Below are 26,771 nucleotides of genomic sequence, written 5' to 3'. Positions count from 1 at the left end.
TGCTTTTTATATTTAACCGAAAAATTTTAAAAACAAAAAGGAGAAAAGTTATGATAAAAGTTGGCGAACAAGCGCCGGATTTTGTCCTTAAGGGACATGACGATAAAGAATATAAATTGAGCGATTATAAAGGCAAAAATGTCGTGCTTGTTTTTTATCCGCTTGACTTTAGTCCAGTGTGCACAAATGAACACGCATGCTTTGTTGATGCGTTGAAAATTTTTGAAGGATTAAACGCACAAATTTTTGGAATTAGCGTTGATAGCACCTGGACACACAAAGCATTTGCTGAAAAGATGGGGATAAAATACCCACTCCTTGCGGACTTCCATCCAAAGGGAGAAGTTGGGAAAAAATATGGCGTGTATCTTGAAGATAAGGGAATTCATAACCGTGTGACGGTCGTGATTGATAAGGATGGAATTGTTCGTTATGTTGAAGAGCACGGCATTCCAAATGTCCCAGATGTTAACAAAATTGCAAAAGTTCTTGAAGAATTGAAATAAAAAAATCCTCCCCCTTAACTGGGGGAGGTTACTTTAAATTTTGTCCAACGCTTGCTCAAAATCCCAGATCAAATCTTCTATGTTTTCAATCCCAACCGAAACCCTCACCATTGATTCGCTTATCCCTGCTTTTTCAAGTTCATCTTGACTCATTCTTATATGCGAAGTCAAAACAGGAATACTTACAAGCGTCTCAACACTTCCTAAACTTGTCGCATTTAAAGCAATTTTGAGAGAATCGCAAAATTTTTTCGCTCTTTCAAGGCCTCCATCAATTTCAAACGCAAGCATACCACCAAATCCTTTCATTTGAAGTTTTGCGATCTCGTGTTCTGGATGTGAATTAAGCCCGGGATAAAAAACTTTTTTAACCTTTTTATGCTCCGCAAGAAACTCCGCAAGTTTTTGGGCGTTTTCATTTTGTTTTTTAACTCTAATTTCAAGCGTCTTCAAACTTCTGCTGAGTAGAAATGCCTGATGTGGGTCTGGATTTCCACCCATTACATTCTTAACACTTCTAATTTTTTTAATTTTCTCTTCGCTTGACATAACACATCCGAGGATTAAGTCGCTATGTCCGGAGAGATATTTTGTCGCACTGTGTAAAATTATATCAACGCCTAAATCAAATGGATTTTGATTTACCGGGGTTGCAAATGTATTGTCAATGATGGTTAAAAGATTATTTTTTCTTGCTATGTTTATAATTTTTTGAATATCAACAATTCTTGTCGTCGGATTGACAGGCGTTTCAAAATAAATGAGTTTTGTTTTTTCTGTTAAGAAATTTTCTAAATCATCAACTTCATCTATTTCAACGAAATTAACCTTTATCCCAAAATTTGCCAAGTGGTCTCGGAAAAATCTGTATGTTACGCCGTAAATTGACCTCAGAGATAAAATTTCATCACCTGCTTTGACAAAACTTAAAATTGTGGTTGTGATCGCAGACATTCCCGATGAAAATAAAATTGCATCATCTGTGTTCTCAAGAAGCGCAAGTTTTCTTTCAACTTCACGAACCGTTGGATTCCCATACCTTGAATAAATGTAAAAGTCCTCAGTTTCATCAATAAACCTTTGATAGTCGTCGGATTTTTCAACTGCAAAAGTTGAGGTTTGATAAATTGGATAAACGACCGAGCGATATGATTTGTCTTTAATTTCACCGTGAATAGAAATTGTAGAGATGCCAAATTTTTTTCTTTCAAGCATTGTGATGGATATTTTTGATTTTAAACTTCTTCACTTGTCTTACGCAACGATTGGGAGATTGAGAAATGGATGATTTAAATTCCTTTGACAATTCTTACCATTTCTCTCACCGCTCTTTCAAAGCCGACGAAAATTGCTCTTGCTACGATAGCGTGTCCAATACTTAACTCTTCAATCTCTTCAATTTTTGTAATCGGTATAACATTTAGATAGTTTAATCCGTGTCCTGCATTTACACCAAGACCAAGTCGGCGTGCAAGTTTTGCAATTTCTTTTATCTTTTGAAGTTCTTCATACTGTGCCTTTTCATTTCTTGCGTTTGCATATTCTCCGGTGTGAATTTCAATAAAATCCGCACCTGTCTTTGCTGCTGCTTCAACTTGTTTTGGGTCAGGGTCAACAAATAAACTTACCTTTATATCGTGTTTATGCATTTCAAGAACGACATCTGAAAGATATGGGATTTGGTCAACGACATTTAGACCGCGTTCGGTTGTTCTTTCAAGCCGTCTTTCAGGAACAAGCGTCACAAGATCGGGTAAGGTTTCAATTGCAATTTTAATCATTTCCTCAGTTGCTGCCATTTCAAGGTCAAGTTTTGTCTTAATGGTTTCCCTCAAAAGTCGCAGGTCGCGATCGTTTATATGTCTTCTATCTTCGCGCAGGTGACAGACGATGCCGTCGGCTCCTGCAAGTTCTGCTATGTGAGCTGCTGTTACAGGGTCAGGTTCAAGTCCACCCCTTGCTTCGCGAAGTGTTGCAACATGGTCAACATTAACGGAGAGTTTCATAAATAAATCAACATTTTATTTTTGTTGAAATTTTAAAATTGACTGAATAAATTTTAATAAAAAAGGTTATCAAATTCAAAGTTACATTCTTAAAAATTTTCAAAAATGTTTTTTCTTCAACAAAGCCCGATTTTCTTTAATTTTGATAAATTTTTTCAAGTAAATTTGAATTTTGCTGTTGATTTTTTAATTTAATTCCATCTAAAAGAATAAACAAAGGTGGTTTTTATGCCAAAGGCAGGAAACGGTTTCAAGCTCACAGATAAGATGAGAGAGGAGATAATAAAGTTGATTGATGAGAGGGTGAGGTTGTATTATGTTACGAGGGAGGATTTCAATGAGTTAAAGGAGATAGTAAAGGAGCTTGCAGAGGCGCAGAAGAGGACAGAGGAGAGATTAAACGAGCTTGCGGAAGCGCAGAAGAGGACAGAGGAGAGATTAAACCAGCTTGCGGAAGCGCAGAGGAAGACGGAGGAAAGATTAAACCAGCTTGCTCAAAGAGTGGATGAACTTGCGGAAGCACAAAAGAAGACAGAAGAGGAGATAAGAAAATTGACTGTTGCTGTAAGGGAGCTTCAAATTCATGTTGGAGGATTGTCAAATAGCTTCGGTTACGCATTTGAGAACGAAACTTACAGAATGTTGCCTGGGTTATTGAGGGAGAGATACGGAATAGAGCTCACGGAAAGGTTTATAAGGACGGAGATAGGAGGGAAGGAGATAAACATTTTAGGATTTGGCAGGAAAGACGGAGTTGAAGTTATTGTTGTTGGTGAGGTGAAAACAAAGATTGACGATATAGAAGTTTTTGATGAGCTTGAAGAAAAAGTTAGGATAGTAAAGCAGGAATATCCAGATAAAGAGATAATTCGTGTTCTTGTCACGCACTTTGCAGTTAAGAAAATTCTCAATCTTGCTAAGGAAAGAGGGGTTATAGTCATCCAAAGTTTTGAATGGTAGTTAGGAGATTTTCAAAGCGCGCCTGGCGGGACTTGAACCCGCAACCTTGGGCTCCGGAGGCCCACGCTCTATCCAGTTGAGCTACAGGCGCTCTTGAATTAAGTTAAGAAATGAATTTAAAATTTTCAACTCACCCCTGTCCTTTCGGACATCCCCTCTCTATGGTTTAACTCACCCCGCCTTTCAGGCAGCCCTCTCTATGAAATAGAGAGGGGTAGGGGTGAGTCAGGTTAACTCACCCTTGCCTTTCGGGCATCCCCTCTCTATAGTTTAACTCACCCCGCCTTTCAGGCACCCCTCTCTATGAAATAGAGAGGGGTAGGGGGTGAGTTGGGTTAACTCACCCCTGCCCTTCGGGCATCCTCTCTCTATAGTTTAACTCACCCCGCCTTTCAGGCATCCCTCTCTATGAAATAGAGAGGGGTAAGGGGTGAGTCAAAAATTTACCCTGATTTAGGATAGAAATTTATCACTTTAGCTGTTTCAAGTATGTATCAGAATATCTAACTGGAGCACCTGTATCATCAAGAGTTATAAACACAGTAAGCAAAGTGATCTTTTGGTAAGTGTTTAAAATTACCTCATCCTGATTTGTTAATTTTATAACGAAATTAAACTGCGTTGTATTGGTGATTTCAATATTATCCGATGCTAAAGCCAAAAATTTTACGGGATCAAATGCTTGGTTACTTGGTTCGGACAAAAATGCAATTGCGTTTATTTGTGCGTAAAATTCAGAATCCTCATTAAATGTAAATCCATCAGGTAAATTTACAGAGACATTAATAGCGTGGTTATCATAAGTGATATCAATTGAGCTAAGTGTAAATCCAATATCCGGAGTTAATTTTGTTAGTTCAGATATACCATCAGATGTTATTGACTTTACATTTTTTCGTATGATGTTATTAAATGGACTCATCTGCGGTGGAGTATCATCGCTCCATATCATTTTAAGTATCGGAAGAGAATATATCGCCTGTGCAAATCTTGCTGAAAGGGCAAATTTGTTTCTTCTTTCAATTGATGCGGAGTCGTTGCCTGGAATAAACGACCGTGGGCGAACTGCTATTATATTTTTGCCCTTTCGCTGTCTAAATGTAATTTCACCAATTGTTCCGCTTATCTTGCCAAGAACTGATTTTTTTAATTCTGCCATGATGATTTACCTCTATTTGTTTTTAAATCGCAATTTTTACGAAATTAAGCCGAAATTAAATCGGCTCTGTATCTATATACTATTAAAAGGAGAGATTTTGCCATCTAAGAAATGTCAAAATTTATCAAATGGCAAAATGAAGGGTGTTTGTTAGTATATTATCATAGATGCGTTTTTTTAATGGTATAAAAATTTAAGAGGGAAATCTATGGATCAAAAAGAAGGAAAGACATTTTCAAGGGCAAAAAAGAAAAACAATCTTTCGGAAGATGAAATTGGAATAAGATGTGAAGATGTTGAAGGATTGATAAATAACGAAATCATTTGTAAAAAATTGATCGTTAAATACGACCTAATGTTGAGAGCTAGGCTTAGGCGTGAACCAACGATCACAGGAGAGGACATACTTCATACAGTTATTGAAAAATATTTATCTGGGGAAAGAAACTGGGATCGTAGAAACCCGAAGGAGTTTTGGCAATGGGTTGATAAAAATATGTCAAGCGAGGTCTATAATTATGCTAATAGAGAATTTAAAAGTGTTAAGTTTGATGAAATTGACGAATATGAGGAGGAAAGTTATGCGCAAAATTTCAATTATGATAATTATCCTGATGACTTTGACATTGTAAGTGATTTTGAATTTAATGAGATGCTTAATGAATTAAAGGCTGAATTGCAGGACGATGATGTTGCATTTCTTGTTTTTGAGTATTTGCTCTTGGGGTGCGAAAATTCAGAAATAGCCAAAGAGCTCGGAATTAAAGTTAGCGAAGTTGTGAACGCAAAGAAGAGAATAAGAAGGAAGCTTTTAAAAATTACAAAAAATAAAATTTGGTAATTACCCATGAAACAAAAATTTTTATGGTCACTTCTTTTTGATATTGAACTTATGGATGAGGACGAGATCAACGAATATCTCAATGAAAGAGGGATTGATTTTGAGAAAACGAAACAAAGAATCAGGAATTTAGTTCAAAGAAAAAGAGCGGAGTTTTACATTAAAAGAGGTGAAGAGTTTAAAGAAATTTATGAGAATATCGTCAATTCAAACGGAATATATGAAGAGGATAATGTTTCGGATCTACTTGCTTTTTCATTTTACAAGAAAGATAATTCAGGTGGTGAGGTGGAAAATCTTGACGATGAAGATATAAAGAAAAAAATTAAAGCGATTGAAAAAGCAAAGGGAAAAATTGAAAACGGAAATAAAGATTGATTTAAATTGAACGCTTTAGCAAAAGCAAAGGCAAGAAATTTACACGAGAAATATTGCATCTCAACCCCTGATGATTTAGTAGATATTGAAAAAATAGCAAATGCGGAATTTTTAATCGTTGAAGAAGCGGAGTTAAAAGATTGTCTTGGGGTTCTTGTGAATTCAGGGGATTATGGTTTGATAAGGATAAGCAACAAGATAAAGGAACCAGGACAGAAAAGGTTTGTGATAGCTCATGAGATGGGTCACTTTTACAATGACAGGAAGTTTTTAAGGGAATGTGATGAAGGTGATATCATATGTTTAAAATCATCGCAAATTGAATTTGACGCAAATGAGTTTGCAGTTGAATTTTTGATGCGAGAGGAGTGGTTCAAAGATTTTATATTTAGAAAAGAAATTAACATGGAATTAATCAAAGGCATAGCCCGTAATTTTGGCGTGTCTTTGAGTGCGAGTGCAATTAGATATGCACATCTTGGAAATCATCCAGTAGCTGTAATTTTAAGCAAAAATGGTAAGGTTCTATGGTCAGTTGTGAACGAATTTTTCCCTTATAAATATATTCCGAGAAATTACACTGTAAAACCCGGATCAGGGGCATATGGATTTTTTAATGGTGGAAATGGTGAGGAGAAAATTTTAATTAACGCTGAAGTTTGGTTTATGGCTGATAAAAAATTTTTAAACGGCGAAGATATGATTTTGGTTGAAGAAAATCTTTGGATGAAAAATTATAATGCAGTTTTGACGATTGTGTATGAAGATAAGCATAAGTGAACTCACCCCGCCCCTTCAGGCACCCCTCTCTATGAAATAGAGATGGGTAGAGGGTGAGTACTTGACTTTTGAATTTTGATTTATTATATTTATAACAAATTTTTATGTGGTCAATTCAAAAAATATCGGCATACCAAGTTTGGGGAGGGTTGGGGACTCCCAATGGCGGTAGCATGTGCAGAGGGTTAAAAAGATTTTTAAAATTTGACAAAGTTTGAATCTTATATGGGGGCAACAAAAGTCAATACAGGCACAAGCGAATCGCATTTATCTTTGATTGAGAAAATAAAATCTCGCAAAGCAAGGATCGGGGTAATTGGTCTTGGATATGTCGGGCTTCCGCTTGTAATTGAATTTGGTAAAGCTGGATTTGATGTGATTGGTTTTGATATTGATGAAGAGAAAGTTAAGTTGTTGTCGGAAGGGAAAAGTTATATTAAGCACATTGATAGCGAGAAGATATCGCAGATAAAGCCAAAATTTACGCCTACAAATGATTTTTCCAAACTTTCAGAAGTTGATTGCATAATTATATGTGTTCCAACCCCATTGAATAAATACAGGGAACCCGATTTGAGTTATGTATTTAACACTGGAAAAACAATAGCCAAATATCTACGAAAGGGACAGCTCGTTGTCCTTGAATCAACCACATATCCGGGGACAACGGATGAAGATTTGAGAAAGATTCTTGAAGAATCTGGATTAAAAGCTGGGGTTGATTTCTTTCTTGCATTTTCTCCAGAACGAGAAGACCCGGGGAATAAAAATTTTAACACATCAAAGATTCCCAAAGTTGTAGGTGGATACACACCGCAATGTCTTGAAGTTGCAAAGACGCTTTACGATCAAATTGTCATTAAAACCGTCCCTGTTTCATCAACTAAGGTTGCAGAGGCAACGAAACTTCTTGAGAACATTTATAGGGCTGTGAATATAGCACTTGTGAATGAGTTGAAGATGCTTTTTGACAAAATGGGGATTGATATATGGGAGGTGATAGAAGCAGCTAAAACTAAACCGTTTGGATTTCAGGCGTTTTATCCAGGACCTGGACTTGGTGGACATTGTATCCCAATTGATCCATTTTATTTAACCTGGAAGGCAAGAGAATATGATTTTCACACGAGGTTTATTGAACTTGCTGGAGAGATAAATACATATATGCCTTATTATGTTGTTCAGAAAACTATTGATGCTTTGAATGAGCGTGGTGTAAGCATAAAGGGTGCAAAAATTCTTGTGCTTGGTCTTGCATACAAAAAAGATGTTGATGATGTTCGTGAATCCCCAGCATTTAAAATCATTGAGCTTCTTGAGGAAAAAGGGGCGATTGTTGATTATAATGATCCTTATATTCCTGAGTCGCCAAAGACGAGAATGTATAATCTCTCTAAAAAGTCAGTTCCACTTACGGAAGAAAACCTTTCAAAATATGATTGTGTTTTGATTGCAACTGATCATTCGGTTTATGATCCGAAGTTTATAGTTGAACATTCAAAGTTGATTGTTGATACGAGAAATTTGATAAATGGAAATGGGATATATTCAAATAAAGTTGTAAAGGCATAATCACTTTAAATGAATTTAGCAAAATTAAAAAATATAATTTCAAATTCAGAACATAAAATTTTGTTTACAAATGTTCTTTCATTATCAATCCTTCAATTTGGAAATTATATTTTGCCCCTAATTACGATACCTTATATTGTTCGGGTTATAGGACCTGATAAATTTGGTTTAATTAGTTTTGCCCAAGCTTTTACAACTTACTTTACATTAGTAGTAAATTATGGCTTTGATTTAAGCGCTACGCGGGAAATTTCTGCAAATCGTAATAACAAAGATGCATTGGCAAGAATCTACAGCAATGTTTTATTTACAAAAGTATTCTTATTTGCTATTTGCACAATTACATTTCTTCTACTTATTTCTTTAATTCCTATCTTTAAAGAGAATTTTCTAATTTTTGTTTTGTCATATTTAATTATTTTAGGGTATGTTCTATTCCCAACTTGGTTTTTCCAAGGAATTGAAAAAATTTACATATCGTCAATTTTTAATTTTTTTATAAAGCTGGTATTTACGCTCGGTATATTCATTTTTGTTAGGAAAAAGGAGGATTTCTTTTTTGTCCCATTTCTAATGTCACTTGGTCAAATTATAGCTGGTTTTTTTGGTTTATTGTATAGTTTGAAATTACTTAACAAAAAAGTTAATTTGCCTAAATTGAATGAAATCTTCTATGAATTAAAAAATAGCTTTACGGTGTTTATTTCACTTGTTTTTATAAACTTTTACACAGTTTCGAATACTTTTATTCTTGGTTTTTTTTTGCACCACATGAAAATGTTGGGTATTTTGCGTCTGGAAGCAAACTTGTTTTAGCGTTTCAGGCATTGGTTCTTGGACCACTTGCTCAATCTCTGTATCCACATATTGGTAAAATTTTGAGAAATGATATTAATAGAGGAATTGATTATATACGAAAATTTGGAGTTATCGTCAGTTTAATAACATTGCCAATAAGCATTTTTATATTTTTAACAGCTCCATTTTTAGTTAAAGTTTTCCTTGGTGAGCAATATTTACCTTCAATTAATGTAGTCAAAATTTTATCTTTTTTTCCTTTTATCATAGGATTGTCAAACCTTTATGGCATTCAGACAACTCTTAATATGAAAATGGATAGAGAGTTTTTTAGAGTCATAGTTGGAGGTTCAATCATTAACTTAATTTTAAATACAATACTTGATAACAAATTCGCTGAGATTGGAGCTTCAATTTCTTGGCTTATTACAGAAATTTATATAACAACTGCATTTATAATTCTTCTTGAATTAAAGGGAATAAAAATTTTTGATTTTAAATTTTATTCAAACTTCATATCTGGGTTAATTAAAAGTCGTGAAATTTGATTATCTTATAGTTGGAGCCGGATTTAGTGGGTGCATTTTGGCAGAAAGAATTGCCACGAATCTCGGAAAGAAAGTGTTAATTGTTGAACGGAGGAATCATATCGCTGGAAACGCCTATGATTATTATGATGAAAATGGAATATTAGTTCATAAATATGGTCCACACATATTTCATACAAACAGTAAAAAAGTTTGGGATTACTTAAGTAGATTTACAGAATGGAATATATATTATCACAAAGTTCTCGCTGTTGTTGATGGTAAAAAAATTCCGGTTCCGTTTAACTTAAATTCGCTTTATTTGATTTTCCCGCAAAAATACGCTGAAAAACTTGAAAAACAACTTATTGAAACCTTCGGATATGGGGTTAAGATTCCAATTTTAAAATTAAAAGAAGCAACTTCAGGAGAACTTAAATTCTTAGCTGATTTTATTTACGAGAAAGTATTTTTAAATTATACAACTAAACAATGGGGATATAAACCTGAAGAGTTAGATGGTTCAGTTACAGCCAGGGTTCCAGTTTACATAAGTAGAGATGATAGATATTTCCAAGATATATACCAAGGAATACCAAAGCTTGGGTATACAAAAATGTTTGAGAAAATGATAAATCATCCTAATATACATATTTTATTAAATACTGATTATCGTGAAATAATAGAAGATGTGAAATTTAATAAACTTATTTATACTGGACCTGTTGATTATTTTTTTGATTACATTTATGGTGAGCTTCCATATAGAAGTTTACGATTTGAGTTTAAAACGATGAAATTGGAGTATTTTCAAGAGGTTGCACAGATAAATTATCCTAACGATTATGATTTTACGAGGATTACTGAATTCAAGCATATGACAGGGCAAAAAGGTGATTTGACAACAATTGCTTACGAATTTCCAGAGTCATACATAATTGGCAAAAATGAACCATATTATCCAATTCCAAAAGAGGAAAATCTTGAAATTTATAAAAAGTATTTGAAGGAAATATCGAAATTGAATGGGATAGTATATTTTGTTGGGCGTTTAGCTGAATATAGATATTATAATATGGATCAAATAGTCGCAAGAGCGTTAAATGTTTTTGAAAAAGAAGTGATTTATAATATCTGAAATTAAAGTTAACTAAATTAGGAAATGGAAACAAAGCATAAGATAATAGCAGTTACTCCAGCAGATAGGAAAAGATATTTAGAGATTTTATCGAGGTATATATTAGCTGATAATTCTATTCAGGAATGGCATCTTTGGGATAACTGTAGAAGTGAAGATGATCGAATATTCTTGAATGAGCTTGCACGAGAGTCATCAAAAGTGAAAGTAATAAGAGTTGAAGGAGGAGATGGAACAAACAAATCTATTAATTTATTCTACAAATTTCTTGCTGATGAGGATGCTTTTTTTATAAGAATAGATGATGATGTTGTTTTTATGGAAAAAAATTTTGGAGCAAAGTTGTACGAAAGAGCGATAAAAGAAAAGGACAAATATCTTTGGTGGTCACCTATAGTCATAAACAATGCTATATGTACATATTTTCTTTTTGCAAAAGGTAAATTAAAAACAACATATCCATTGACAGCTCAATGTATGGACAAATTTAGTTGGGGTTCGCCATATTTTGCAGAAGAGTTGCATAGGTGGTTTATTGATATAGTTAACAAGGGATATTTAGAAAGTATAAAAATAAGCGAGGATATTGATATAACTATATCTCGATTTTCAATTAATTGTATAGGTTTTTTTGGATATAAAATGCAATCTCTTAGGAGATTTACTTCAACCAGTTGGGGATGAGGAAGAATGGATGAGTGCTACTTTGCCAGTTAAATTAAACCTGCCAGGTAGACTTATTGGTAATATGGTCGTAGCACATTTTTCTTTTTGGACTCAAGAAAGCTATTTGCTTAAAACAGATATATTAGAACAATATGCAAGATTAGCTGGAATAGAAAATTATAGACATACAACCACTGAAAGATTACTTATTAAACAAAATATTAAAAAAACTTATGCACATTTCTATATATGATATAGTAAGTTTTTTGCAGCGTAAAAACAGGGGTGAATATAAAATCTTGCCATTTGGAAATTAAAACCAGATAATCTCTAAGAACCAATGAAAAGAGAAAATGTATCCGCAATAGTTGTAACTTATAATCGCAAAAATCTTTTGATTGAATGTTTAGAGGCACTGAGAAAACAGACGAGACCCATCCAAGGCATATACTTGATAGATAATGCATCCACAGATGGAACACCTGAATTTTTACTAGAAAAAGGGTACCTCAAGGAATTACCTCCACAAGAATTATTATCCGAGCCATGGGAAAAGGAATTTGAAATAAATAATTTAACTGATGGGAATACAATAAAGCTACATTATGTTCGTATGCATGAAAACACAGGTAGTGCAGGTGGATTTCATGAAGGAGTGAAGCGAGCATACGAAAAAGGTTATGACTGGTTGTGGCTGATGGATGATGATGGAAGACCGGAAAAAGATTGTCTTGAAAAACAAATGCCAGATAAGAGTGATGTTGTAACAGGTCCATATATTTTAGATCCTAAATCGGGAGAAGTTGTATACGACTTTGAAAAGTATGAGAAATTTCCCTACAAAAGCAAACTTAACATAATTAGAAATTATTATCCTATAACAATTCCATTCAATGGCTTTTTATTATCATCCGAGGTTGTCAAAAAAGTAGGTCTACCTGAAAGAAATCTTTTTTATATGTCTGATGATGTAGAGTATAGTTATAGAATTATTAGAAATGGATTTAAAATTCAAATTAAGAAAGATGCGATTTTTTATCATCCACCGCGTAAGCCATATAAGTATTTAGGGGAAACAAGGACATATTTTATAGTGCGAAATAGACTTTATACAATTCTTAAGTATTATGGATTCGGTTTAAAATTTTTGAAAAATCTTTTTAAGTTTATTTATTTTGTATTTATAGGGCATTTGAAATTAAGAGTTTTATATATAGGATTAATGGATTGTCTTAGGAATAAATGGAGAAATTATGATGAAGTAAAACAAATTTTTGATAGTTAAAGTTGATCAAAATGGTAAAATAATACCCCGTAAATATTTTTCATTTGTTAATGAAATTAAAGCTTTTGCTAAAAATGGAGTTTATTATGGGTATCCAAATTTTTTTAATTCTATTTTGATCAAAGCAGATTTGATAAAAGTAATAGGATATCCAGAAAAGAATTTATTTATATGGGGTGATGAAGTTGAGTATGCTTTAAGGATCAAAAGAAAAGGATTAACTATGGGAGTTTGCGTAAAAAGTATTTTTAAGCATCCTAAGGTATTAGTTGAGAAATCTAACGAATTGAAATATTATTATATGTTTAGAAATACTTACTATATTTACCGTCTTTATTCTGATATTTTATATCCTAATTATTTAATGAGGTTAAGTTACCCGTTTTATATATTCTTTAAATATTTGAAGTTAACTCCCTCTAAAAAATTTTCTTTTCTTTTAAAAGTCATCAGGGGAATATTCTATGCTTTTTTCTTCAAAAAATTAATCCCTTACTAAATGCTACAGAAAAAACATCTGTATATTACTAATTTACATCTATGGTTACCTCTACCTTTATGCCTTATAGAGCGGTAAGTTATTAAAAAAGTAAAGATGAAGATTTCATGGTTTTAATTTTTTCGTTGGCAATATTACCCTATTTAATCATTTCCTCTCAGATATTTAGGAAAGAAAAAGGAGTAATATTTTTGTTTTTTTTTAATTGCTGGAATTTCCTTTATGGTAAGAGATTTTACCTATATTAGAATTTGGCATATTTATATAACCGAATTTATTTTAATTATTTTGCTCGTTAAAGTTTTGATAAGTTTGATAAGAAATAAATTATTATATCGTTTTAATTCTCAAATTACGGTAGCATTAATCTTTTTATTAGGATATCAGACTTGGGGTGTACTAAGATTAATTTATGATTTACTTTTTTTTAGACCTTCTGTAACATCTGAAAATGATATTTTATCTGTTTTGCGTAATTTTAGCTTGGTGTATTATTCAATTTTAATTTATCTTAGTGCTTATCTTTTTTATGATGAAATTGAGAAAAAAGTTGAGTGGGTTTTTAAGACAATTTTGTTCTTTAGTTTACTTAGGAATATAGTGGTGCTTTTCTTATATTTGATGGGATTAGAGAATTATATCCCAGAGGATGGTGGAATAATAGGTGGCCCTCCGTCATTAATTTCGGTTTTCTCATCAATAATTTCAATATATTTTTGGTTTAAATATAAGAGTTTTAGTTATTTTATTTTATCGGGTCTGTCTATTTTCTTCGTTATTTTATCAGGGCATAGAAGTGCTATGCTCTCTTTAGTTGTTAGTTTATTTATTTTCTTTTTCATTAATAAGAAATTTTCTGTTTTAAGAGTTGGATTGACTCTTTTAATTTCTTTATTGTTTGTTTTTTCAGTTGTTTATTTTTCACCTTTATTATATTTATCTCTTGAAAGAATATACACTAATTTTATTTCCTTTTACTACTATAGAACTACTGATCCAAACGCACATTGGCGGTATTTATATTGGTCAAATACTATAAAGGCTATAACTGAGAATCCGATTGGTCTTGGTTTCGCTTATTCGCTAACTAACTTGGCCCCTTGGGAAGTCTGGTACGAAAACCCTAGGGAATTAATTTATCGTAGTTCGTTAAGATTGGACCCACATAACTCATATATTGCAATATTAGCCAGAACTGGGGTGTTGGGATTTACTTTTTTCTTAATTTTTTTATTGACTTCATTTGCTATTATTTTAAAAAATTTAAAAATCATCAAAAATAAAAATTATTTATTAGTTGCTTTGTTTTCTAACTTTGTAGCGGTTTTTGTATTTGCTTTTTTCAATGTCACCCTTGAGGGGCCTTATCACGGCGTGTTTTTCTGGATATGGTTAGGGATTAGCTTGATTTTATCTCAAAAAATAAAAAATTAAATTTATGTTAAAAATATTAATAATTGGTTCTCTTCCCCCGCCATACCATGGAACATCTATCTATCTAAAAAAATTGAGAGATCTTCTTGCCAATGAAAAAGATTTAAAAATTTTCTCAATTGATACTTCAGATAAAAGAAACGATTTAACTAAATTAGGTAAATTTGATTTGCACAATGTAATTGCAGGATTGAGGTCTTTGTTTCAATTGCTCTATTATTTATTATTTAAAAAGCCAAACATTGTTTATATCCCAATTTCGCAAAATAAATGGGCTTATTTTCGTGATGGGTTATTTATACTTGCTTCAAGTTTACTTGGAGCAAAAGTTCTCATTCATCTTCATGGATCATATTTTTTAGAATTCTACAAGAAGTCCAATAAGTTGTATAAAAAATTTATTGATCTAACAATGAAAAATGTTGATGGGGCTATAGTTCTGGGTGAGAAACTTAAATATATTTTTGAACACTGGTTACCTAAGGAAAAAGTTTTTGTTTTACCAAATTTTGTAGAGCCACCTCGTAATTTGGAAAATGCTTCGGATTTAGATATAAACAAAAGGGAAAATACTGTAAGAATTACCTATCTTGGAAATTTGAGTGAATCAAAAGGTTTATTTGATCTTTTAGAGGCTGTTAAAATTATTAAGAATAGGCATATAAACATTGAATTTATCGTTAATATTGCTGGGTTGTTTCGAACTGATCCCTTTACTGGTTTAAGTGGTGAGAAGCATAGAGAAAAATTTAATGATTATGTTAAATCTCTTAATGGCTTGATTAACTATTTGGGGCAGATTACTAATGAAAGGGAAAAGTATAATCTTTTAATGCAAAGCGATATATTTGTGTTCCCCAGTTGGCATGAAGGGCAACCTCTAGTAATTTTAGAAGCAATGGCTTGTGGTCTACCAATTATTTCAACAAAGGATGTCGGAGTGATAGATGAAACAGTAATTGATGGGACAAATGGGATTTTGGTTGAGAAAAGAAATGTGGAGCAGCTTGCGAATGCTATTTTAAAATTAGTCCTGGATAAAGATTTAAGGGTTAGGATGGGAAAAGAAAGTCTAAGAAGGTTTAATGATTTATACACCCCGGAAAAGCACATTGAACAATTTAGAAAAATAATAATGTTTTTGATATACGGTGATAAATTTGTTAAGTTCAATGTTATCCCAATTGCAGTTAAGTTTATCAGTCCCAAAGATTTTATTCTTATTGAGCATCTTAGAAATTATAGAAATATAAAGAAGGTTTTGATCTTCTTAAAAAATGAAGGTATAAAACTAACTATTAGAAAATCGTTAAGTAAATTAATTGACAGAAAAATATCATCGGAGATGTATTTGGTTATACTTCAATTTAAATTGGATTCTGGTTATGTCTTTGCATTTACACGAAATTTAGGATATTTAATTATAGAAGAAGAGCTTATATTCAAAGTAAATTTAAATAATAAGAAGGTAGAAATTAATTCATTGTATTTATCGGACGAATTGTTAAGTGTATTTGAATCTTATATTCCTGTTCCTTCTTGTCCAAAGGAAATAAAGAATAAGTTATTTAAATTGATTCTTAGGGATAATCCGTTTTTAACATCAGCTTCCGATTTATACCATTTATTATATCAAAGTGATAACAATATCGGGAAAAAGAATACAAGCCACACAATTATCGGCTTTGAAAACAAAGAGAGAAACAGTGGGGTTTTTATATTAGGATTTGGGAGCTATATTAGGGAATACGTTCTACCCTTTTTTAAAAACAATGTTATAGCTGCTTTAGATTATAAAAGTAAAATTATAGAAAAGTTTTATAATGTTCCTTTTCCTATCTATAATGACTTTGAAGATATATTAGAAAAGATTGCTATATTTAAAAATCCATTGGTTATTATAGCTACCTACCATTCCGATCATGCTTGGATGGCGAATACAATTTTAAAATTTAACCCATCATCTTATGTCTTTATAGAAAAACCAGCTTGTGTCACAAATGATGAGGCTGAAGGTTTATTTAACTTAAGAAAAAAAGGGATGTGGATTGATATAGGGTATAATAGAAGATACAGTTACTTTTCACAAATTTTATTTAATTTATTAAAAGATAAAAATCCCTCTTCACGTATTCACCTTACTTTTTTGATTAAAGAATTAAAACTTCCAAAATCACATTGGTATTTTTGGCCAAATCAAGGTACTAGAATTTGTGGTAATCTTTCGCACTGGATTGATTTGTTAAGATTTTTAACATGTAAAGATGTTAAATCTTTAAATGTGATTGGGGGGGAAAGCAATATGACTGTAACAATTGAATTAGAAGATAAAAGCGTATGTGATTTTATAATTACAGATATAGGTAACGATATGTTCGGGGTAGAGGAGTACTGTGAACTTAGGTTCGAGAATGTAACTGCTAGATTGTATGACTATAAAAAATTAGAAATAATAAGAGGAAATAAATACATTTATTATAAAACAACTTTTCGCGATAAAGGACATTATAGAATGTATAGCATTTTAAAAAGAAATTATGCAAACCGCGGTGCACCTATTTATCCATCTGAAGATATAAAATGGGTTACTTATCTTTGTAACGAAATAATAAACTTATTAAACTTGTAACCTAATGCTTCAAATTGTTCAATATCAAAAAACAGGTAAGATTTCAATTGAAGATTTACCTGATATCAAGCTTTTACCCGGTGGGATTATTGTTCAAAATTATTATTCATTGATAAGTGCAGGAACTGAACGAACATCGGTTAAGACAGCTCAGGCATCTTTAATTGGAAAGGCGAAGATGAGACCTGATCTTGTTAAACAAGTTTTAGAAAATATAAAACGTGAAGGTTTAATCGCTACATATAAAAAAGTTATGAATCGGCTTGATAATTATAAAGAATTAGGGTATAGCTCAGCAGGAATTGTACTTGAGTCAAATGTTGATGAATTCAAACCCGGGGACAGAGTTGCTTGTGCAGGATTTGCTTATCATTCTGAACTTATATTTGTCCCAAAGAATCTTGCGGTGAAAGTTCCGGAGAATGTTGCGCTTGATGAGGCAGCTTTTATAGCAATAGGAGCTATTGCTTTACAAGGTATTAGGCAAGCAAAAATATCACTTGGCGAAAATGTTGTTGTTATAGGTCTTGGACTAATTGGACTTGTCACAGTTCAATTGTTAAAGGCAAACGGATGTCGTGTTATTGGAACTGATATAAATGAAAGAAATTTTGATCTTGCCAAAGAGTTTGGATGTGATGAAGTATCTTTGTTTGATGATTATATTGAAAGAGTGGTTCAAGTATTTACACAAGGTTATGGAGCTGATGCGGTTATAATTACAACAGCTACCAACTCCAATGAACCAATGGAAAAAGCGATTAAGTTTGCCAGAAAGAAAGGTAGAATTGTGATTGTTGGTGTTACTGGAATGAATATACCAAGAGCTGGATTTTATGAAAAAGAACTTGAGATAACGATATCGTGCTCATATGGACCCGGGCGATATGATCCTGAATACGAGCAAAAGGGTATAGATTATCCATTTGGTTATGTGAGATGGACTGAAAAAAGAAATATGGAAGCGATAATTCGCCTTCTCTCCGAAGGGAAAATCAATTTTAGAAAATTAATAACCCACAAGATCCCAATAGAGGATGGTCTAAAAGCATATGATCTAATAACAAGCAAAGTAAAGGAGCCGTATATTGGGATTTTGATTGAATACAATAGTGAGCCCAAAAAGGAATTTATTCGCGTAAAAAGAAATGTTGATAGAAGTGTTTCAGTAGGTGAAGTTGTTATCGGTTTCATTGGTGCTGGTAACTTCGCTCAATCTTATCTATTACCTTACCTAAAAAAGAATCAAGTTACATTGAAAAAATGTTGTAACTAGAAAACCTATAAATGCAATGGCAGTTGCCCGGAAGTTTGGCTTTATTGAGTATTCAACTGATCCAGAGATTATTTTTAATGATAACGAAATTAACACAGTTTTTATAGTAACACATCACAACTCTCACGCTATTTATGTGAAAAAAGCTTTGCAAAGTGGTAAAAATGTCTTTGTTGAAAAGCCATTGGCAGTAACGGAAAATGACCTAAATGAAATAAGGGAACTATATGGAAAAACCAACGCTAATCTTCTAGTCGGCTTTAACCGTAGATTTTCAAAACAATTTTCTATAATTAAAGAATTCATCTCCCGAAGCAAGGAACCAGTGATAATCAATTATAGAGTTAATGCAGGAAGTATTTTACCTGATTCTTGGTTAAATGACCCTGATCAAGGTGGAAGAATAATTGGAGAAGCTTGTCATTTTATAGATATTTTTAATTTTCTAATAGAATCCGAGCCTATCTCAGTTTACGCTTCAGCCACTGGTACTCAAGATGAATCGGTGGTTGTTACAATAACTTACTCAAATGGTTCGGTTGCAAATTTATTGTATTTAACTAATGGAAATAAGCTTCTTGCAAAAGAGTATTGTGAAGTATTTACTGGTGGGATGATCGCTATAATGGATGATTTTAAAAAAGTTATTTTGTTTGATAATAGAAAAAGGAAATTTAAATTTAGTGGCGAAAAAGGACATAGAGAAGAGATAGAACATTTTATCAAAGTTCTAAAGGGTGAGGAAAAACCAAAGTTAAGTTTTGAAAGCATATATAAAACTACACTGATAACTTTTAAAATTATAGAATCTTATAGGTCCCAAAGGGTAATATATTTATGAATGAATCTCACAAGTTCATGTCAGTGATTTTATCTTTGATTAAGTATATCAGAGAGGAAAATTATAAAGGTTATGATCCATATGATGTTTTAAATTCCCCTATATTTAAATTGCCTATTCTAAGGTCAAATAAAATTATTCGTTTTTTCTCTCAGCAGTTATTTAGAAGAGTCCCAATAAACTTGCGTCCAATTTTGGGAATAAAAAAAGAAATAAATCCTGTAACGCTTGGCTTATGTATTCAATCCTATACTTATCTTTCGTTTTTTGACGAAGTGAATAAAGATTTTTACCAAAATGAAATTAAAGATTTGTTAAATAAGCTTATAGATTTAAGTTCAAAGGGTTATAGTGGATACTGTTGGGGTTATAATTTTGATTGGGAGGCAAGATATGCTAAGATACCTGCATATACACCTACAGTTGTTGCAACCGGATTAATAACTAATGGATTATTTGAGTATTATAGGTTAACTCAAAATCAGCAAGTGAAAGAGATTTTGATAAGCTCAGCAAATTTTGTTTTAAATGATTTAAACCGTTCTTACGAAGGTGATACCTTTTGCTTTTCTTATTCACCAAATGACTGGCAAAAAGTTTATAATGCAACGATGAAGGGAGCGCGTCTCCTTACGCAAGTTTACAGTATTACGCAAAATAAATATTATCTTGATGAAGCTGAAAAAACAGTGAGATTTGTAGTAAATAACCAAAATAAAGATGGCTCGTGGTTTTATTCTAAAGGTGATGCTCGGAGGTGGGTTGATAATTTTCATACAGCATATGTCCTTGATGCACTAGATGATTTTATTAATCTTTCTGGAATGGCTCAATATAAGGTATATTTAACGAGGGGTTTGAATTATTATATTCAAAATCTTTTTACACCTAATGGAAAACCTAAATATTATTCCGGAAAATTTTATCCTGTTGATTCAACGGAAGTTGCACAGTCAGCGATTACTCTTACACGATTTGGCTTTATTAACAAAGCAAAGTTTATTTTAAATTTTGCATTGAAGAATTTATATTCTGGACATGGTTATTTTTATTATCAAAAAACAAGATTTTTTACGCATAAAATTTCCTTCATGCGTTGGAGCAATGCATATTTTCTACTAGCATTTTCCTATTTCTTATTTAAAAACATAAATGATATAGAATGAAGAAGATAATTTCTGTGGTCGGAGCAAGACCCAATTTTATGAAAATCGCCCCTATACACAGAGCTTTTAAAAAATTTAGAGAAGAACATCCTGATTCTGAAATTATTCATAAAATCTGTCATACTGGACAACATTATGATAATAACATGTCTGATATTTTTATAAAAGAGCTTGAGTTGCCTAAACCGGATTTTTATTTAGGCGTAGGAAGTGGAAGCCATGCTGTTCAAACGGCAAAAATTATGATTGAGTTTGAAAAGGTTCTATTAAACGAGAAACCAGATCTTGTAATAGTAGTTGGAGATGTTAACTCAACGATTGCTTGTAGTTTGACCGCGGTGAAATGTGGTATTAAGGTTGCTCATGTAGAGGCAGGACTAAGAAGTTTTGATAGAAGCATGCCCGAAGAAATAAATCGGATTTTAACGGATGCGATCTCGGATTATCTTTTCGTAAGCGAAAAGAGTGGTATTGCGAATTTGAAAAGGGAAGGGATACCTGATGAGAGAATATTTTTTGTTGGAAATGTTATGATTGATAGTCTTGTATATTATTTACCCAAAATTGATAAATCAAATGTCCTTAAAAATTTTTATCTTAAACCTTTTGAATACGGTGTTGTCACACTGCATAGACCATCAAATGTTGATTATAAAGATAAATTATCAAATATAGTAGATTTTCTGAGAGAAATCTCAGTTTTCAAAAGATTAGTTTTCCCAGTTCATCCAAGAACATATAACAATCTGGAGAAATTTGGTTTGTTGACCCTTTTAAATCACAATATAGTTCTAACTCAGCCAATGGGATATATAGATTTTATCGCTCTTGTAAAAAATTCTTCGTTTGTTTTAACGGATAGTGGAGGTATTCAAGAAGAAACCACATACTTAGGGATACCGTGTATCACGCTCCGAAATTCAACCGAAAGACCTATAACAGTGGAAATCGGGACTAATTATCTTGCTGGTGAGGATATCAACACAGCATATGGATATATTTGGGAAATAATTAATGGGAATGCGAAAGTAGGTAAGATTCCAGAACTTTGGGATGGGAAAGCAAGTGAAAGAATAGTTGAAATAATAGTCAGAGCAATACAAAATTGGTGATATAACTTATGAAAACAATTTGGTTTGACATAGATAATTCACCGCATGTTTTACTATTTAGACCGATTATAGAGATATTAAAGAGTGAAGGATATAATATTATTGTAACATCACGAAATTTTGCTCAAACACTGCCTTTACTTGAAAAGTATAATATTCCATACATTAGGGTGGACGGGCATGGAGGAAAAAATAAAATTAAAAAAGTATTTACAACTATAAAAAGAGCATATGGATTATATAAGGTTTTAAAGACATATAAAATAGATTTAATGGTTAACCACGGCGCAAGGGCTGGCATAATTGCAGCGAGGATGCTTGACATTCCAATTATTTCTGCTTTTGACTATGAGCATACGGAGCTACTTTTAATTAAGTTATTCAGCGATCGGATTATAATACCATCGGTTTTAAGAGGATTGTTTTCGGGTTCTAAATTTTATTATTATAATGGCTTGAAAGAGGAGATATATCTTTGTGATTTTAAGCCAGACAATAGTTTTTTATTAAATTTTCCTTTTGATACCAATTCAGATAAACCGCTTGTAACAATTCGCCCCCCCGCTTCGCACGCCAACTATCATAATAAATCAAGTGAAATAATATATAACTATGTTCTTAAATATGTCTTACAAAACAACTGCAATGTGGTATTAGTCCCAAGAACCAATGTAGATATATCTGCCGTGCAAAATTTATCGGATAATATTTATATACCGAGTAAACCATTAGATGGTCCAAACTTAGTATTCTATTCCGATTTGGTCATTTCTGGTGGTGGCACCATGGTTAGAGAAGCTGCTGTATTGGGAACCCCGGCTTATAGTATTTTCACTGGTAAACCCGCATCTATTGATATTGAACTGGTTAAGCAAGGCAAATTAACATTTATCAGAACTCTTGCTGATGTAACAAAAATTAAAATTCAAAAAAAGAGATCACGAGAGTTGGTAATACCAAATACAAATGTCCGTGATTTGTTTATTAAAATAATTTTAGAAAAAATAAATTAAGGTTTTTTCCTGATGAAAGTTCCATTTCTTGATCTTAAAGCTCAATATAGTCAAATAAAAACAGAAATTCAGACCATCGTTAATGATGTTCTTGAAAGCACTTCATTTATCCTGGGTAAATATGTTCAAGAGTTTGAAGAGCGGTTTGCACAGGCACATAATGTTAAGCATTGTGTTGGTTTAAGCTCTGGAACAGATGGTAATCACATGGCTCTTTGGGCTCTTGGAATTGGTCCTGGCGATGAGGTTATAATTCCTGCAAATACATTCATTGCAACCGCGTGGGGTGCTACGCTTTGCGGAGCAAAACCTGTTTTCGTTGATTGTCATCCCGAGAGTTATAACATTGATCCCGAAAAAGTGGAAAAAGCAATCACATCTAAAACTAAAGCAATTGTTGCTGTTCATCTATACGGACAACCAGCTGATATGGATATGTTAAAAGAAATCGCAAATAAATATGGTTTATATTTAGTTGAAGACGCAGCTCAAGCGCATCTTGCGGAATATAAAGGACAAAAAGTTGGTGGATTAGGTGTGTGTGCATCATTTAGCTTTTACCCGGGAAAAAATCTTGGGGCTTATGGGGAAGCAGGTGCAGTAACAACCAATGATGATGAACTCGCTGAAAAGTTCAGAATGATAAGGGATCATGGTTCGGTTAAAAAATATACCCATGTTTTGCTGGGTCATAATTATAGAATGGAAGCAATACAAGGTGCAGTTTTAATGGTGAAGTTAAAATACTTAGAAAAATGGACGCAAGAGAGAAGAAGAGTTGCAAGCAAATATAAGGAGTTGCTTTCAGATTTAGAAGCGATAAAATTGCCTCAGGAAATGCCTTATGCTAAACATGTTTATCATTTATTTGTAATTCAGGTTAACTCTAGGGCTGATAAACGGCAGGAAATAAGGGATAAATTGCAAGCATTTTTAAATAAAAATGGAATTGGAACAGGTTTACATTATCCTATACCCTTGCATTTACAACCATGTTTTAAAGAACTTGGGTACAGAAAGGGGGATTTTCCAGTGGCTGAGCAGCTTTCTGAATCTGGGCTTTCACTTCCAATATATCCAGAGTTAACAGATGAACAAATTGAATATGTTGCAGAAAAAATAAGGGAATTTTTTAAGACAAAATGCTAAGATTTCCGAAATACAAATATCTTTTGCTTTTCTTGGACATAATTATCGTTAATTTATCCTTTTTTATTTCAGCTGTTTTAATTAAAGAAGTAGCAAACATAAAAGATTTCTCTGCCTCTTCGCAATTTATATTCTCGCTCATTTTTTCACTCCTACTTGCATTTATTTTTCAATGGAATGCATTATATAGAATAAATGTATTTTCTACAAGAGTACCACAGTTAATACGTTTATTAAAGTCAATCTCAATTGGTTTAGCTATATATGTAATAGTTGGTTTTTTGTCAAAATTTACGCTTATCTATAACAGTCGCCTTGTCTTTATTTCCTTTGCGACGCTGCTTATTTCTTTGTTTACACTTTATAGAGTAATTTTACTTCCACAATTCTTGAAACATTTTATGAATCTAAAAATCTTTAAGAGAAAATGCATCATCGTTGGGGGTGGAGAGCTTGGTAAGAGAATTTTAAATGATATAACAGCTAAACCAGAACTCGGGTTGGAAATTGCTGGGATTGTTGATGATAATATAACACCAGGTGCTCGTATTTTAAATGGTTATAAGATACTTGGAAATGTTGGTGATATAATAAAGATATGTGAAGAGCAAAATGTTGATGAAATTATAATTGGGATAGATAATATAACTCATGAAAGATTAATTAAAATTATTGAGGAGGCAAAAAAGACTAAATGTACAGTCAGATTAACATCTTCCATATTTAAAGTCATACCGAATAGATTAACAACCGAGTATTACATTGATTTTCCCACTGTTACATTAACCAGAGGATTATATAGTGAAATTTACCTTATTCAAAAAAGAATAGTTGATTTTGCTATCTCGCTGATCGCGTTAATTTTTTTAAGCCCATTTTTCTTACTTATTGCAGTTTTAATAAAGATGACATCAAGAGGACCTGTATTCTATGTCCACGAAAGGGTTGGGAAAGATGGAAAAAGATTTAAAATGTATAAATTTAGAACAATGTACCTAGATGCTGATAAGGACAAAACAAGAGTTGAATGGATGAAGAAATTCATTGAAAATGGTGAACATCCGGATGGCGAAACAAGCAGTAAAAAGGTTGTGGATAAAAGGAAAATCACACCTATCGGAAGGATCCTAAGAAAATTTAGTATAGATGAGCTTCCGCAATTGATAAATGTTTTGAAAGGTGAAATGAGTTTAGTTGGACCTAGACCTGTATTACCATATGAATATGAAATGTTCAAACCTTGGTATTATGAAAGGAACAAAGTTCTGCCAGGATGCACGGGGTTTTGGCAAGTGTATGGGCGAGCAAAGACAAATTTTGATGATATGGTATTGATGGATATTTATTATATCCAAAATATGTCACCATGGCTTGACTTACAGATTATCTTAAAAACAATTCCAGTAATGTTATTTGGTAAAGGCGGGGGATAAAAATTAAAAACTGGAGGGATATATGAAAGTAGGGGTAATTGGTTTAGGATATTGGGGGCCCAATGTTGTACGAAACTTTCTTTCAACACCTGGAGTTGAAAAGGTCTACTGCTGTGATATTGATGAAAAGAGATTAAAATTTGCCAAATCAAGATTTCCTTCAGTTGAAGTAACCACTGATACGGAATTTATTCTAAAATCACCTGAAATTGATGCTGTTGCAATTGTTACACCTGTTGCAACCCATTACCCGCTTGCGAAGAAAGCATTGGAAAATGGAAAGCACGTTCTTGTTGAAAAACCAATGACCTCTTCAGTCAGAGAAGCTGAAGAACTTATTGAAACTTCAGGAAAAAGAAATCTTGTCTTGATGGTTGATCATACTTTTATATTTACAGGTGCTGTAAGGAAGATAAAAGAATTAATAGAAGCTGATGAGATAGGTGATATTTATTATTTTGATTCTGTTAGAGTTAACTTGGGATTATTTCAACATGATGTGAATGTCATCTGGGATCTTGCAACGCATGATGTTTCAATAATGAATTATGTTATATCATCAAAACCAATTTCAGTTGCTGCGTTTGGAGCTGCTCATTATAATGGTATTGAAGATATTGCTTATATAACTGTTAATTTTGATAATGGAACGATAGGACATTTTCATGTGAATTGGTTGGCACCAGTTAAAGTGAGGAGAATTTTGATAGGTGGAACAAAGAAAATGATTGTATATGATGACACTGAACCAAGTGAGAAGGTAAAGGTTTATGACAAAGGGGTAATTGCTACAACTCAGGAAGGTATTCATAGGGTGCTTATTTCTTATAGAACAGGTGATATGTATGCGCCAAAACTTGATGATACTGAGGCGTTGAGCTTAGTTTGTAAAAATTTCGTTGAAAGTATTGAAAACGGTACAAAACCTATAACCGACGGGATTTCGGGGCTTGAGGTTGTAAGAATACTTGAAGCAGCAGAAAAATCAATAAAAAATGAGGGTAAACTGATAAAAATATGAGCAAAAAGATTAAATTTGGAGAAACTGAATTTGACGAGGATTATTTAAAGGAAAATTTTATCAGGATTTCTCAAGATGTTAAACTTGGCAAGGATGTCAAGATATTTGGATTTGTAAATTTATATGGTTGTGAAATAGGTGATTACACAAAAATTGGTCCATTTGTTGAAATTCAGAAAGGAGTTAAAATAGGTAGTCGTTGTAAAATTTCATCGCATACTTTTATATGTGAAGGTGTAACTATTGAAGATGAAGTTTTTGTTGGGCATAATGTAACTTTTATTAACGATTTATATCCAAGAGCTACCAATGAAAAAGGAGAACTTCAAACTGAGCAGGATTGGAAGGTAATACCAACTATTGTAAAGCGTGGTGCCTCTATTGGTTCGTCGGCAACTATTCTGGCTGGAATAACAATAGGCGAATATGCTATAGTTGGTGCAGGAGCAGTTGTAACTAAAGATGTACCTCCATTTACAATTGTTGCAGGTGTTCCAGCTAAAGTTATCAGAAGTTTAAAATCTCAAATAAAATGAATTAAATTTATATCATACTTGTAGATAACGAACATCTTACTGAAAC

28 protein-coding genes and 1 tRNA gene are annotated in these 26,771 nt (G+C 32.7%); 24 read left to right on the top strand and 5 right to left on the bottom strand.

Going from position 1 to position 26,771, the window contains the following annotated elements; all coding sequences use genetic code 11:
* The first annotated feature begins 50 nt into the window (after positions 1–50).
* Complete coding sequence (locus AWW83_RS04715; protein ID WP_092349421.1) at positions 51–506, top strand: peroxiredoxin; 456 nt, start codon at positions 51–53, stop codon at positions 504–506.
* A gap of 33 nt (positions 507–539) precedes the next feature.
* On the opposite strand, the gene AWW83_RS04710 is transcribed toward AWW83_RS04715, so the two are convergent.
* On the bottom strand, positions 540–1,721 hold the full coding sequence (locus AWW83_RS04710; RefSeq protein WP_092349260.1) for a trans-sulfuration enzyme family protein: 1,182 nt from the start codon (positions 1,719–1,721) through the stop codon (positions 540–542).
* Between the two features lie 74 nt (positions 1,722–1,795).
* Positions 1,796–2,512 (bottom strand): pyridoxine 5'-phosphate synthase, encoded by a 717-nt coding sequence (locus AWW83_RS04705; RefSeq protein ID WP_092349257.1) that lies wholly within the window; start codon positions 2,510–2,512, stop codon positions 1,796–1,798.
* Between the two features lie 228 nt (positions 2,513–2,740).
* Here AWW83_RS04705 and AWW83_RS04700 point away from each other — a divergent pair, with 228 nt between their 5' ends.
* Positions 2,741–3,472 (top strand): coiled-coil domain-containing protein, encoded by a 732-nt coding sequence (locus tag AWW83_RS04700; protein WP_092349254.1) that lies wholly within the window; start codon positions 2,741–2,743, stop codon positions 3,470–3,472.
* A gap of 17 nt (positions 3,473–3,489) precedes the next feature.
* Here AWW83_RS04700 and AWW83_RS04695 read toward each other — a convergent pair.
* Positions 3,490–3,563 (bottom strand) — tRNA-Arg (locus tag AWW83_RS04695).
* Positions 3,564–3,941: 378 nt separating this feature from the next.
* Positions 3,942–4,631, bottom strand: coding sequence for a hypothetical protein (locus AWW83_RS04690; RefSeq protein ID WP_092349251.1), 690 nt, complete (start codon positions 4,629–4,631; stop codon positions 3,942–3,944).
* 208 nt (positions 4,632–4,839) lie between these two features.
* Between AWW83_RS04690 and AWW83_RS04685 the strand changes: the two genes are divergently transcribed.
* The 19 genes from AWW83_RS04685 to AWW83_RS04605 all read left to right on the top strand — a co-directional run bounded on the left by AWW83_RS04685 (position 4,840) and on the right by AWW83_RS04605 (position 23,735).
* Positions 4,840–5,472 (top strand): sigma-70 RNA polymerase sigma factor region 4 domain-containing protein, encoded by a 633-nt coding sequence (locus AWW83_RS04685; RefSeq protein WP_092349248.1) that lies wholly within the window; start codon positions 4,840–4,842, stop codon positions 5,470–5,472.
* A gap of 6 nt (positions 5,473–5,478) precedes the next feature.
* Complete coding sequence (locus AWW83_RS04680) at positions 5,479–5,850, top strand: hypothetical protein (RefSeq protein ID WP_092349245.1); 372 nt, start codon at positions 5,479–5,481, stop codon at positions 5,848–5,850.
* Positions 5,851–5,856: 6 nt separating this feature from the next.
* Entirely contained in the window at positions 5,857–6,630 is a 774-nt protein-coding gene (locus AWW83_RS04675; RefSeq protein WP_092349242.1) for an ImmA/IrrE family metallo-endopeptidase, read from the top strand.
* A 225-nt stretch (positions 6,631–6,855) separates the two neighbouring features.
* Complete coding sequence (locus AWW83_RS04670) at positions 6,856–8,202, top strand: nucleotide sugar dehydrogenase (RefSeq protein ID WP_092349239.1); 1,347 nt, start codon at positions 6,856–6,858, stop codon at positions 8,200–8,202.
* 9 nt (positions 8,203–8,211) lie between these two features.
* Complete coding sequence (locus AWW83_RS04665; RefSeq protein WP_092349236.1) at positions 8,212–9,018, top strand: oligosaccharide flippase family protein; 807 nt, start codon at positions 8,212–8,214, stop codon at positions 9,016–9,018.
* An 11-nt stretch (positions 9,019–9,029) separates the two neighbouring features.
* Entirely contained in the window at positions 9,030–9,548 is a 519-nt protein-coding gene (locus AWW83_RS04660; protein ID WP_092349233.1) for an oligosaccharide flippase family protein, read from the top strand.
* Positions 9,538–10,665, top strand: coding sequence for a UDP-galactopyranose mutase (gene glf / locus AWW83_RS04655; RefSeq protein ID WP_092349229.1), 1,128 nt, complete (start codon positions 9,538–9,540; stop codon positions 10,663–10,665). Before AWW83_RS04660 ends, glf begins: the two co-directional genes overlap by 11 nt.
* A gap of 24 nt (positions 10,666–10,689) precedes the next feature.
* Complete coding sequence (locus tag AWW83_RS04650) at positions 10,690–11,349, top strand: glycosyltransferase family 2 protein (RefSeq protein WP_092349226.1); 660 nt, start codon at positions 10,690–10,692, stop codon at positions 11,347–11,349.
* A 22-nt stretch (positions 11,350–11,371) separates the two neighbouring features.
* The gene (locus AWW83_RS09810; RefSeq protein WP_159421106.1) at positions 11,372–11,584 is read left to right on the top strand and encodes a hypothetical protein; all 213 of its coding nucleotides are present in this window, start codon (positions 11,372–11,374) and stop codon (positions 11,582–11,584) included.
* 87 nt (positions 11,585–11,671) lie between these two features.
* On the top strand, positions 11,672–12,616 hold the full coding sequence (locus tag AWW83_RS04645; protein WP_092349224.1) for a glycosyltransferase family 2 protein: 945 nt from the start codon (positions 11,672–11,674) through the stop codon (positions 12,614–12,616).
* Positions 12,606–13,115, top strand: a complete 510-nt coding sequence (locus tag AWW83_RS04640; protein ID WP_092349221.1) for a glycosyltransferase family protein — start codon at positions 12,606–12,608, stop codon at positions 13,113–13,115. Before AWW83_RS04645 ends, AWW83_RS04640 begins: the two co-directional genes overlap by 11 nt.
* A gap of 222 nt (positions 13,116–13,337) precedes the next feature.
* On the top strand, positions 13,338–14,549 hold the full coding sequence (locus AWW83_RS04635; protein ID WP_092349218.1) for an O-antigen ligase family protein: 1,212 nt from the start codon (positions 13,338–13,340) through the stop codon (positions 14,547–14,549).
* 4 nt (positions 14,550–14,553) lie between these two features.
* Positions 14,554–17,178 carry a glycosyltransferase gene (locus tag AWW83_RS04630; RefSeq protein ID WP_092349215.1) on the top strand — a complete coding sequence of 875 codons (2,625 nt, stop codon included), beginning with the start codon at positions 14,554–14,556 and terminating at the stop codon, positions 17,176–17,178.
* Positions 17,179–17,182: 4 nt separating this feature from the next.
* On the top strand, positions 17,183–18,454 hold the full coding sequence (locus AWW83_RS10000; RefSeq protein ID WP_234697244.1) for a zinc-dependent alcohol dehydrogenase: 1,272 nt from the start codon (positions 17,183–17,185) through the stop codon (positions 18,452–18,454).
* A gap of 16 nt (positions 18,455–18,470) precedes the next feature.
* Positions 18,471–19,295, top strand: a complete 825-nt coding sequence (locus tag AWW83_RS09995; protein WP_234697243.1) for a Gfo/Idh/MocA family protein — start codon at positions 18,471–18,473, stop codon at positions 19,293–19,295.
* A gap of 17 nt (positions 19,296–19,312) precedes the next feature.
* Positions 19,313–20,461 carry a prenyltransferase/squalene oxidase repeat-containing protein gene (locus AWW83_RS04620; protein WP_143713891.1) on the top strand — a complete coding sequence of 383 codons (1,149 nt, stop codon included), beginning with the start codon at positions 19,313–19,315 and terminating at the stop codon, positions 20,459–20,461.
* Positions 20,458–21,573: a non-hydrolyzing UDP-N-acetylglucosamine 2-epimerase gene (gene wecB, locus AWW83_RS04615; protein ID WP_092349209.1), complete on the top strand. Its 1,116-nt coding sequence runs from the start codon at positions 20,458–20,460 to the stop codon at positions 21,571–21,573. Before AWW83_RS04620 ends, wecB begins: the two co-directional genes overlap by 4 nt.
* 8 nt (positions 21,574–21,581) lie before the next feature.
* A complete protein-coding gene (locus tag AWW83_RS04610) occupies positions 21,582–22,586 on the top strand; it encodes a DUF354 domain-containing protein (RefSeq protein ID WP_092349206.1) in 1,005 nt (334 codons plus the stop codon).
* A 12-nt stretch (positions 22,587–22,598) separates the two neighbouring features.
* Positions 22,599–23,735: a DegT/DnrJ/EryC1/StrS family aminotransferase gene (locus AWW83_RS04605; protein WP_092349203.1), complete on the top strand. Its 1,137-nt coding sequence runs from the start codon at positions 22,599–22,601 to the stop codon at positions 23,733–23,735.
* Here AWW83_RS04605 and AWW83_RS09990 read toward each other — a convergent pair.
* Positions 23,719–23,877: a hypothetical protein gene (locus AWW83_RS09990; RefSeq protein WP_234697250.1), complete on the bottom strand. Its 159-nt coding sequence runs from the start codon at positions 23,875–23,877 to the stop codon at positions 23,719–23,721. The two genes, AWW83_RS04605 and AWW83_RS09990, sit on opposite strands and share 17 nt — an antisense overlap.
* Here AWW83_RS09990 and AWW83_RS04600 point away from each other — a divergent pair.
* The 3 genes from AWW83_RS04600 to AWW83_RS04590 are packed head-to-tail and all read left to right on the top strand — an operon-like array spanning position 23,801 to position 26,725.
* The gene (locus AWW83_RS04600) at positions 23,801–25,168 is read left to right on the top strand and encodes a sugar transferase (protein ID WP_234697249.1); all 1,368 of its coding nucleotides are present in this window, start codon (positions 23,801–23,803) and stop codon (positions 25,166–25,168) included. The genes AWW83_RS09990 and AWW83_RS04600 overlap by 77 nt on opposite strands.
* A 22-nt stretch (positions 25,169–25,190) precedes the next feature.
* Positions 25,191–26,189, top strand: a complete 999-nt coding sequence (locus AWW83_RS04595) for a Gfo/Idh/MocA family protein (RefSeq protein ID WP_234697242.1) — start codon at positions 25,191–25,193, stop codon at positions 26,187–26,189.
* The gene (locus AWW83_RS04590; protein WP_092349195.1) at positions 26,186–26,725 is read left to right on the top strand and encodes an acyltransferase; all 540 of its coding nucleotides are present in this window, start codon (positions 26,186–26,188) and stop codon (positions 26,723–26,725) included. The genes AWW83_RS04595 and AWW83_RS04590 overlap by 4 nt, the downstream gene beginning before the upstream one ends.
* Positions 26,726–26,771: the final 46 nt, after the last annotated feature.

Origin of the sequence: Candidatus Chryseopegocella kryptomonas (genome assembly GCF_001536065.1) — a bacterium.
Taxonomy (GTDB): Bacteria; Bacteroidota; Ignavibacteria; order Kryptoniales; family Kryptoniaceae; genus Kryptonium; species Kryptonium kryptomonas.
The sequence above is the reverse complement of the archived record's forward strand: the minus strand, read 5'-3'. Positions and strand labels throughout refer to the sequence as shown.

Excerpts from the sequence above, each read along its gene's own strand:
- AWW83_RS04705 (WP_092349257.1), bottom strand. The coding sequence starts at position 2,512 with ATGAAACTCTCCGTTAATGTTGACCATGTTGCAACACTTCGCGAAGCA.
- AWW83_RS04595 (WP_234697242.1), top strand. The coding sequence starts at position 25,191 with ATGAAAGTAGGGGTAATTGGTTTAGGATATTGGGGGCCCAATGTTGTA.
- AWW83_RS04710 (WP_092349260.1), bottom strand. The coding sequence starts at position 1,721 with ATGCTTGAAAGAAAAAAATTTGGCATCTCTACAATTTCTATTCACGGT.
- AWW83_RS04690 (WP_092349251.1), bottom strand. The coding sequence starts at position 4,631 with ATGGCAGAATTAAAAAAATCAGTTCTTGGCAAGATAAGCGGAACAATT.
- AWW83_RS04715 (WP_092349421.1), top strand. The coding sequence starts at position 51 with ATGATAAAAGTTGGCGAACAAGCGCCGGATTTTGTCCTTAAGGGACAT.
- AWW83_RS04685 (WP_092349248.1), top strand. The coding sequence starts at position 4,840 with ATGGATCAAAAAGAAGGAAAGACATTTTCAAGGGCAAAAAAGAAAAAC.
- AWW83_RS04620 (WP_143713891.1), top strand. The coding sequence starts at position 19,313 with ATGTCAGTGATTTTATCTTTGATTAAGTATATCAGAGAGGAAAATTAT.
- AWW83_RS04670 (WP_092349239.1), top strand. The coding sequence starts at position 6,856 with ATGGGGGCAACAAAAGTCAATACAGGCACAAGCGAATCGCATTTATCT.
- AWW83_RS04605 (WP_092349203.1), top strand. The coding sequence starts at position 22,599 with ATGAAAGTTCCATTTCTTGATCTTAAAGCTCAATATAGTCAAATAAAA.
- AWW83_RS04635 (WP_092349218.1), top strand. The coding sequence starts at position 13,338 with ATGGTAAGAGATTTTACCTATATTAGAATTTGGCATATTTATATAACC.
- AWW83_RS09995 (WP_234697243.1), top strand. The coding sequence starts at position 18,471 with ATGGCAGTTGCCCGGAAGTTTGGCTTTATTGAGTATTCAACTGATCCA.
- AWW83_RS04700 (WP_092349254.1), top strand. The coding sequence starts at position 2,741 with ATGCCAAAGGCAGGAAACGGTTTCAAGCTCACAGATAAGATGAGAGAG.
- AWW83_RS04610 (WP_092349206.1), top strand. The coding sequence starts at position 21,582 with ATGAAAACAATTTGGTTTGACATAGATAATTCACCGCATGTTTTACTA.
- AWW83_RS04630 (WP_092349215.1), top strand. The coding sequence starts at position 14,554 with ATGTTAAAAATATTAATAATTGGTTCTCTTCCCCCGCCATACCATGGA.
- AWW83_RS04665 (WP_092349236.1), top strand. The coding sequence starts at position 8,212 with ATGAATTTAGCAAAATTAAAAAATATAATTTCAAATTCAGAACATAAA.
- AWW83_RS04590 (WP_092349195.1), top strand. The coding sequence starts at position 26,186 with ATGAGCAAAAAGATTAAATTTGGAGAAACTGAATTTGACGAGGATTAT.
- AWW83_RS04650 (WP_092349226.1), top strand. The coding sequence starts at position 10,690 with ATGGAAACAAAGCATAAGATAATAGCAGTTACTCCAGCAGATAGGAAA.
- wecB (WP_092349209.1), top strand. The coding sequence starts at position 20,458 with ATGAAGAAGATAATTTCTGTGGTCGGAGCAAGACCCAATTTTATGAAA.
- AWW83_RS09990 (WP_234697250.1), bottom strand. The coding sequence starts at position 23,877 with ATGAGCGAGAATATAAATTGCGAAGAGGCAGAGAAATCTTTTATGTTT.
- AWW83_RS04680 (WP_092349245.1), top strand. The coding sequence starts at position 5,479 with ATGAAACAAAAATTTTTATGGTCACTTCTTTTTGATATTGAACTTATG.
- AWW83_RS04645 (WP_092349224.1), top strand. The coding sequence starts at position 11,672 with ATGAAAAGAGAAAATGTATCCGCAATAGTTGTAACTTATAATCGCAAA.
- AWW83_RS10000 (WP_234697244.1), top strand. The coding sequence starts at position 17,183 with ATGCTTCAAATTGTTCAATATCAAAAAACAGGTAAGATTTCAATTGAA.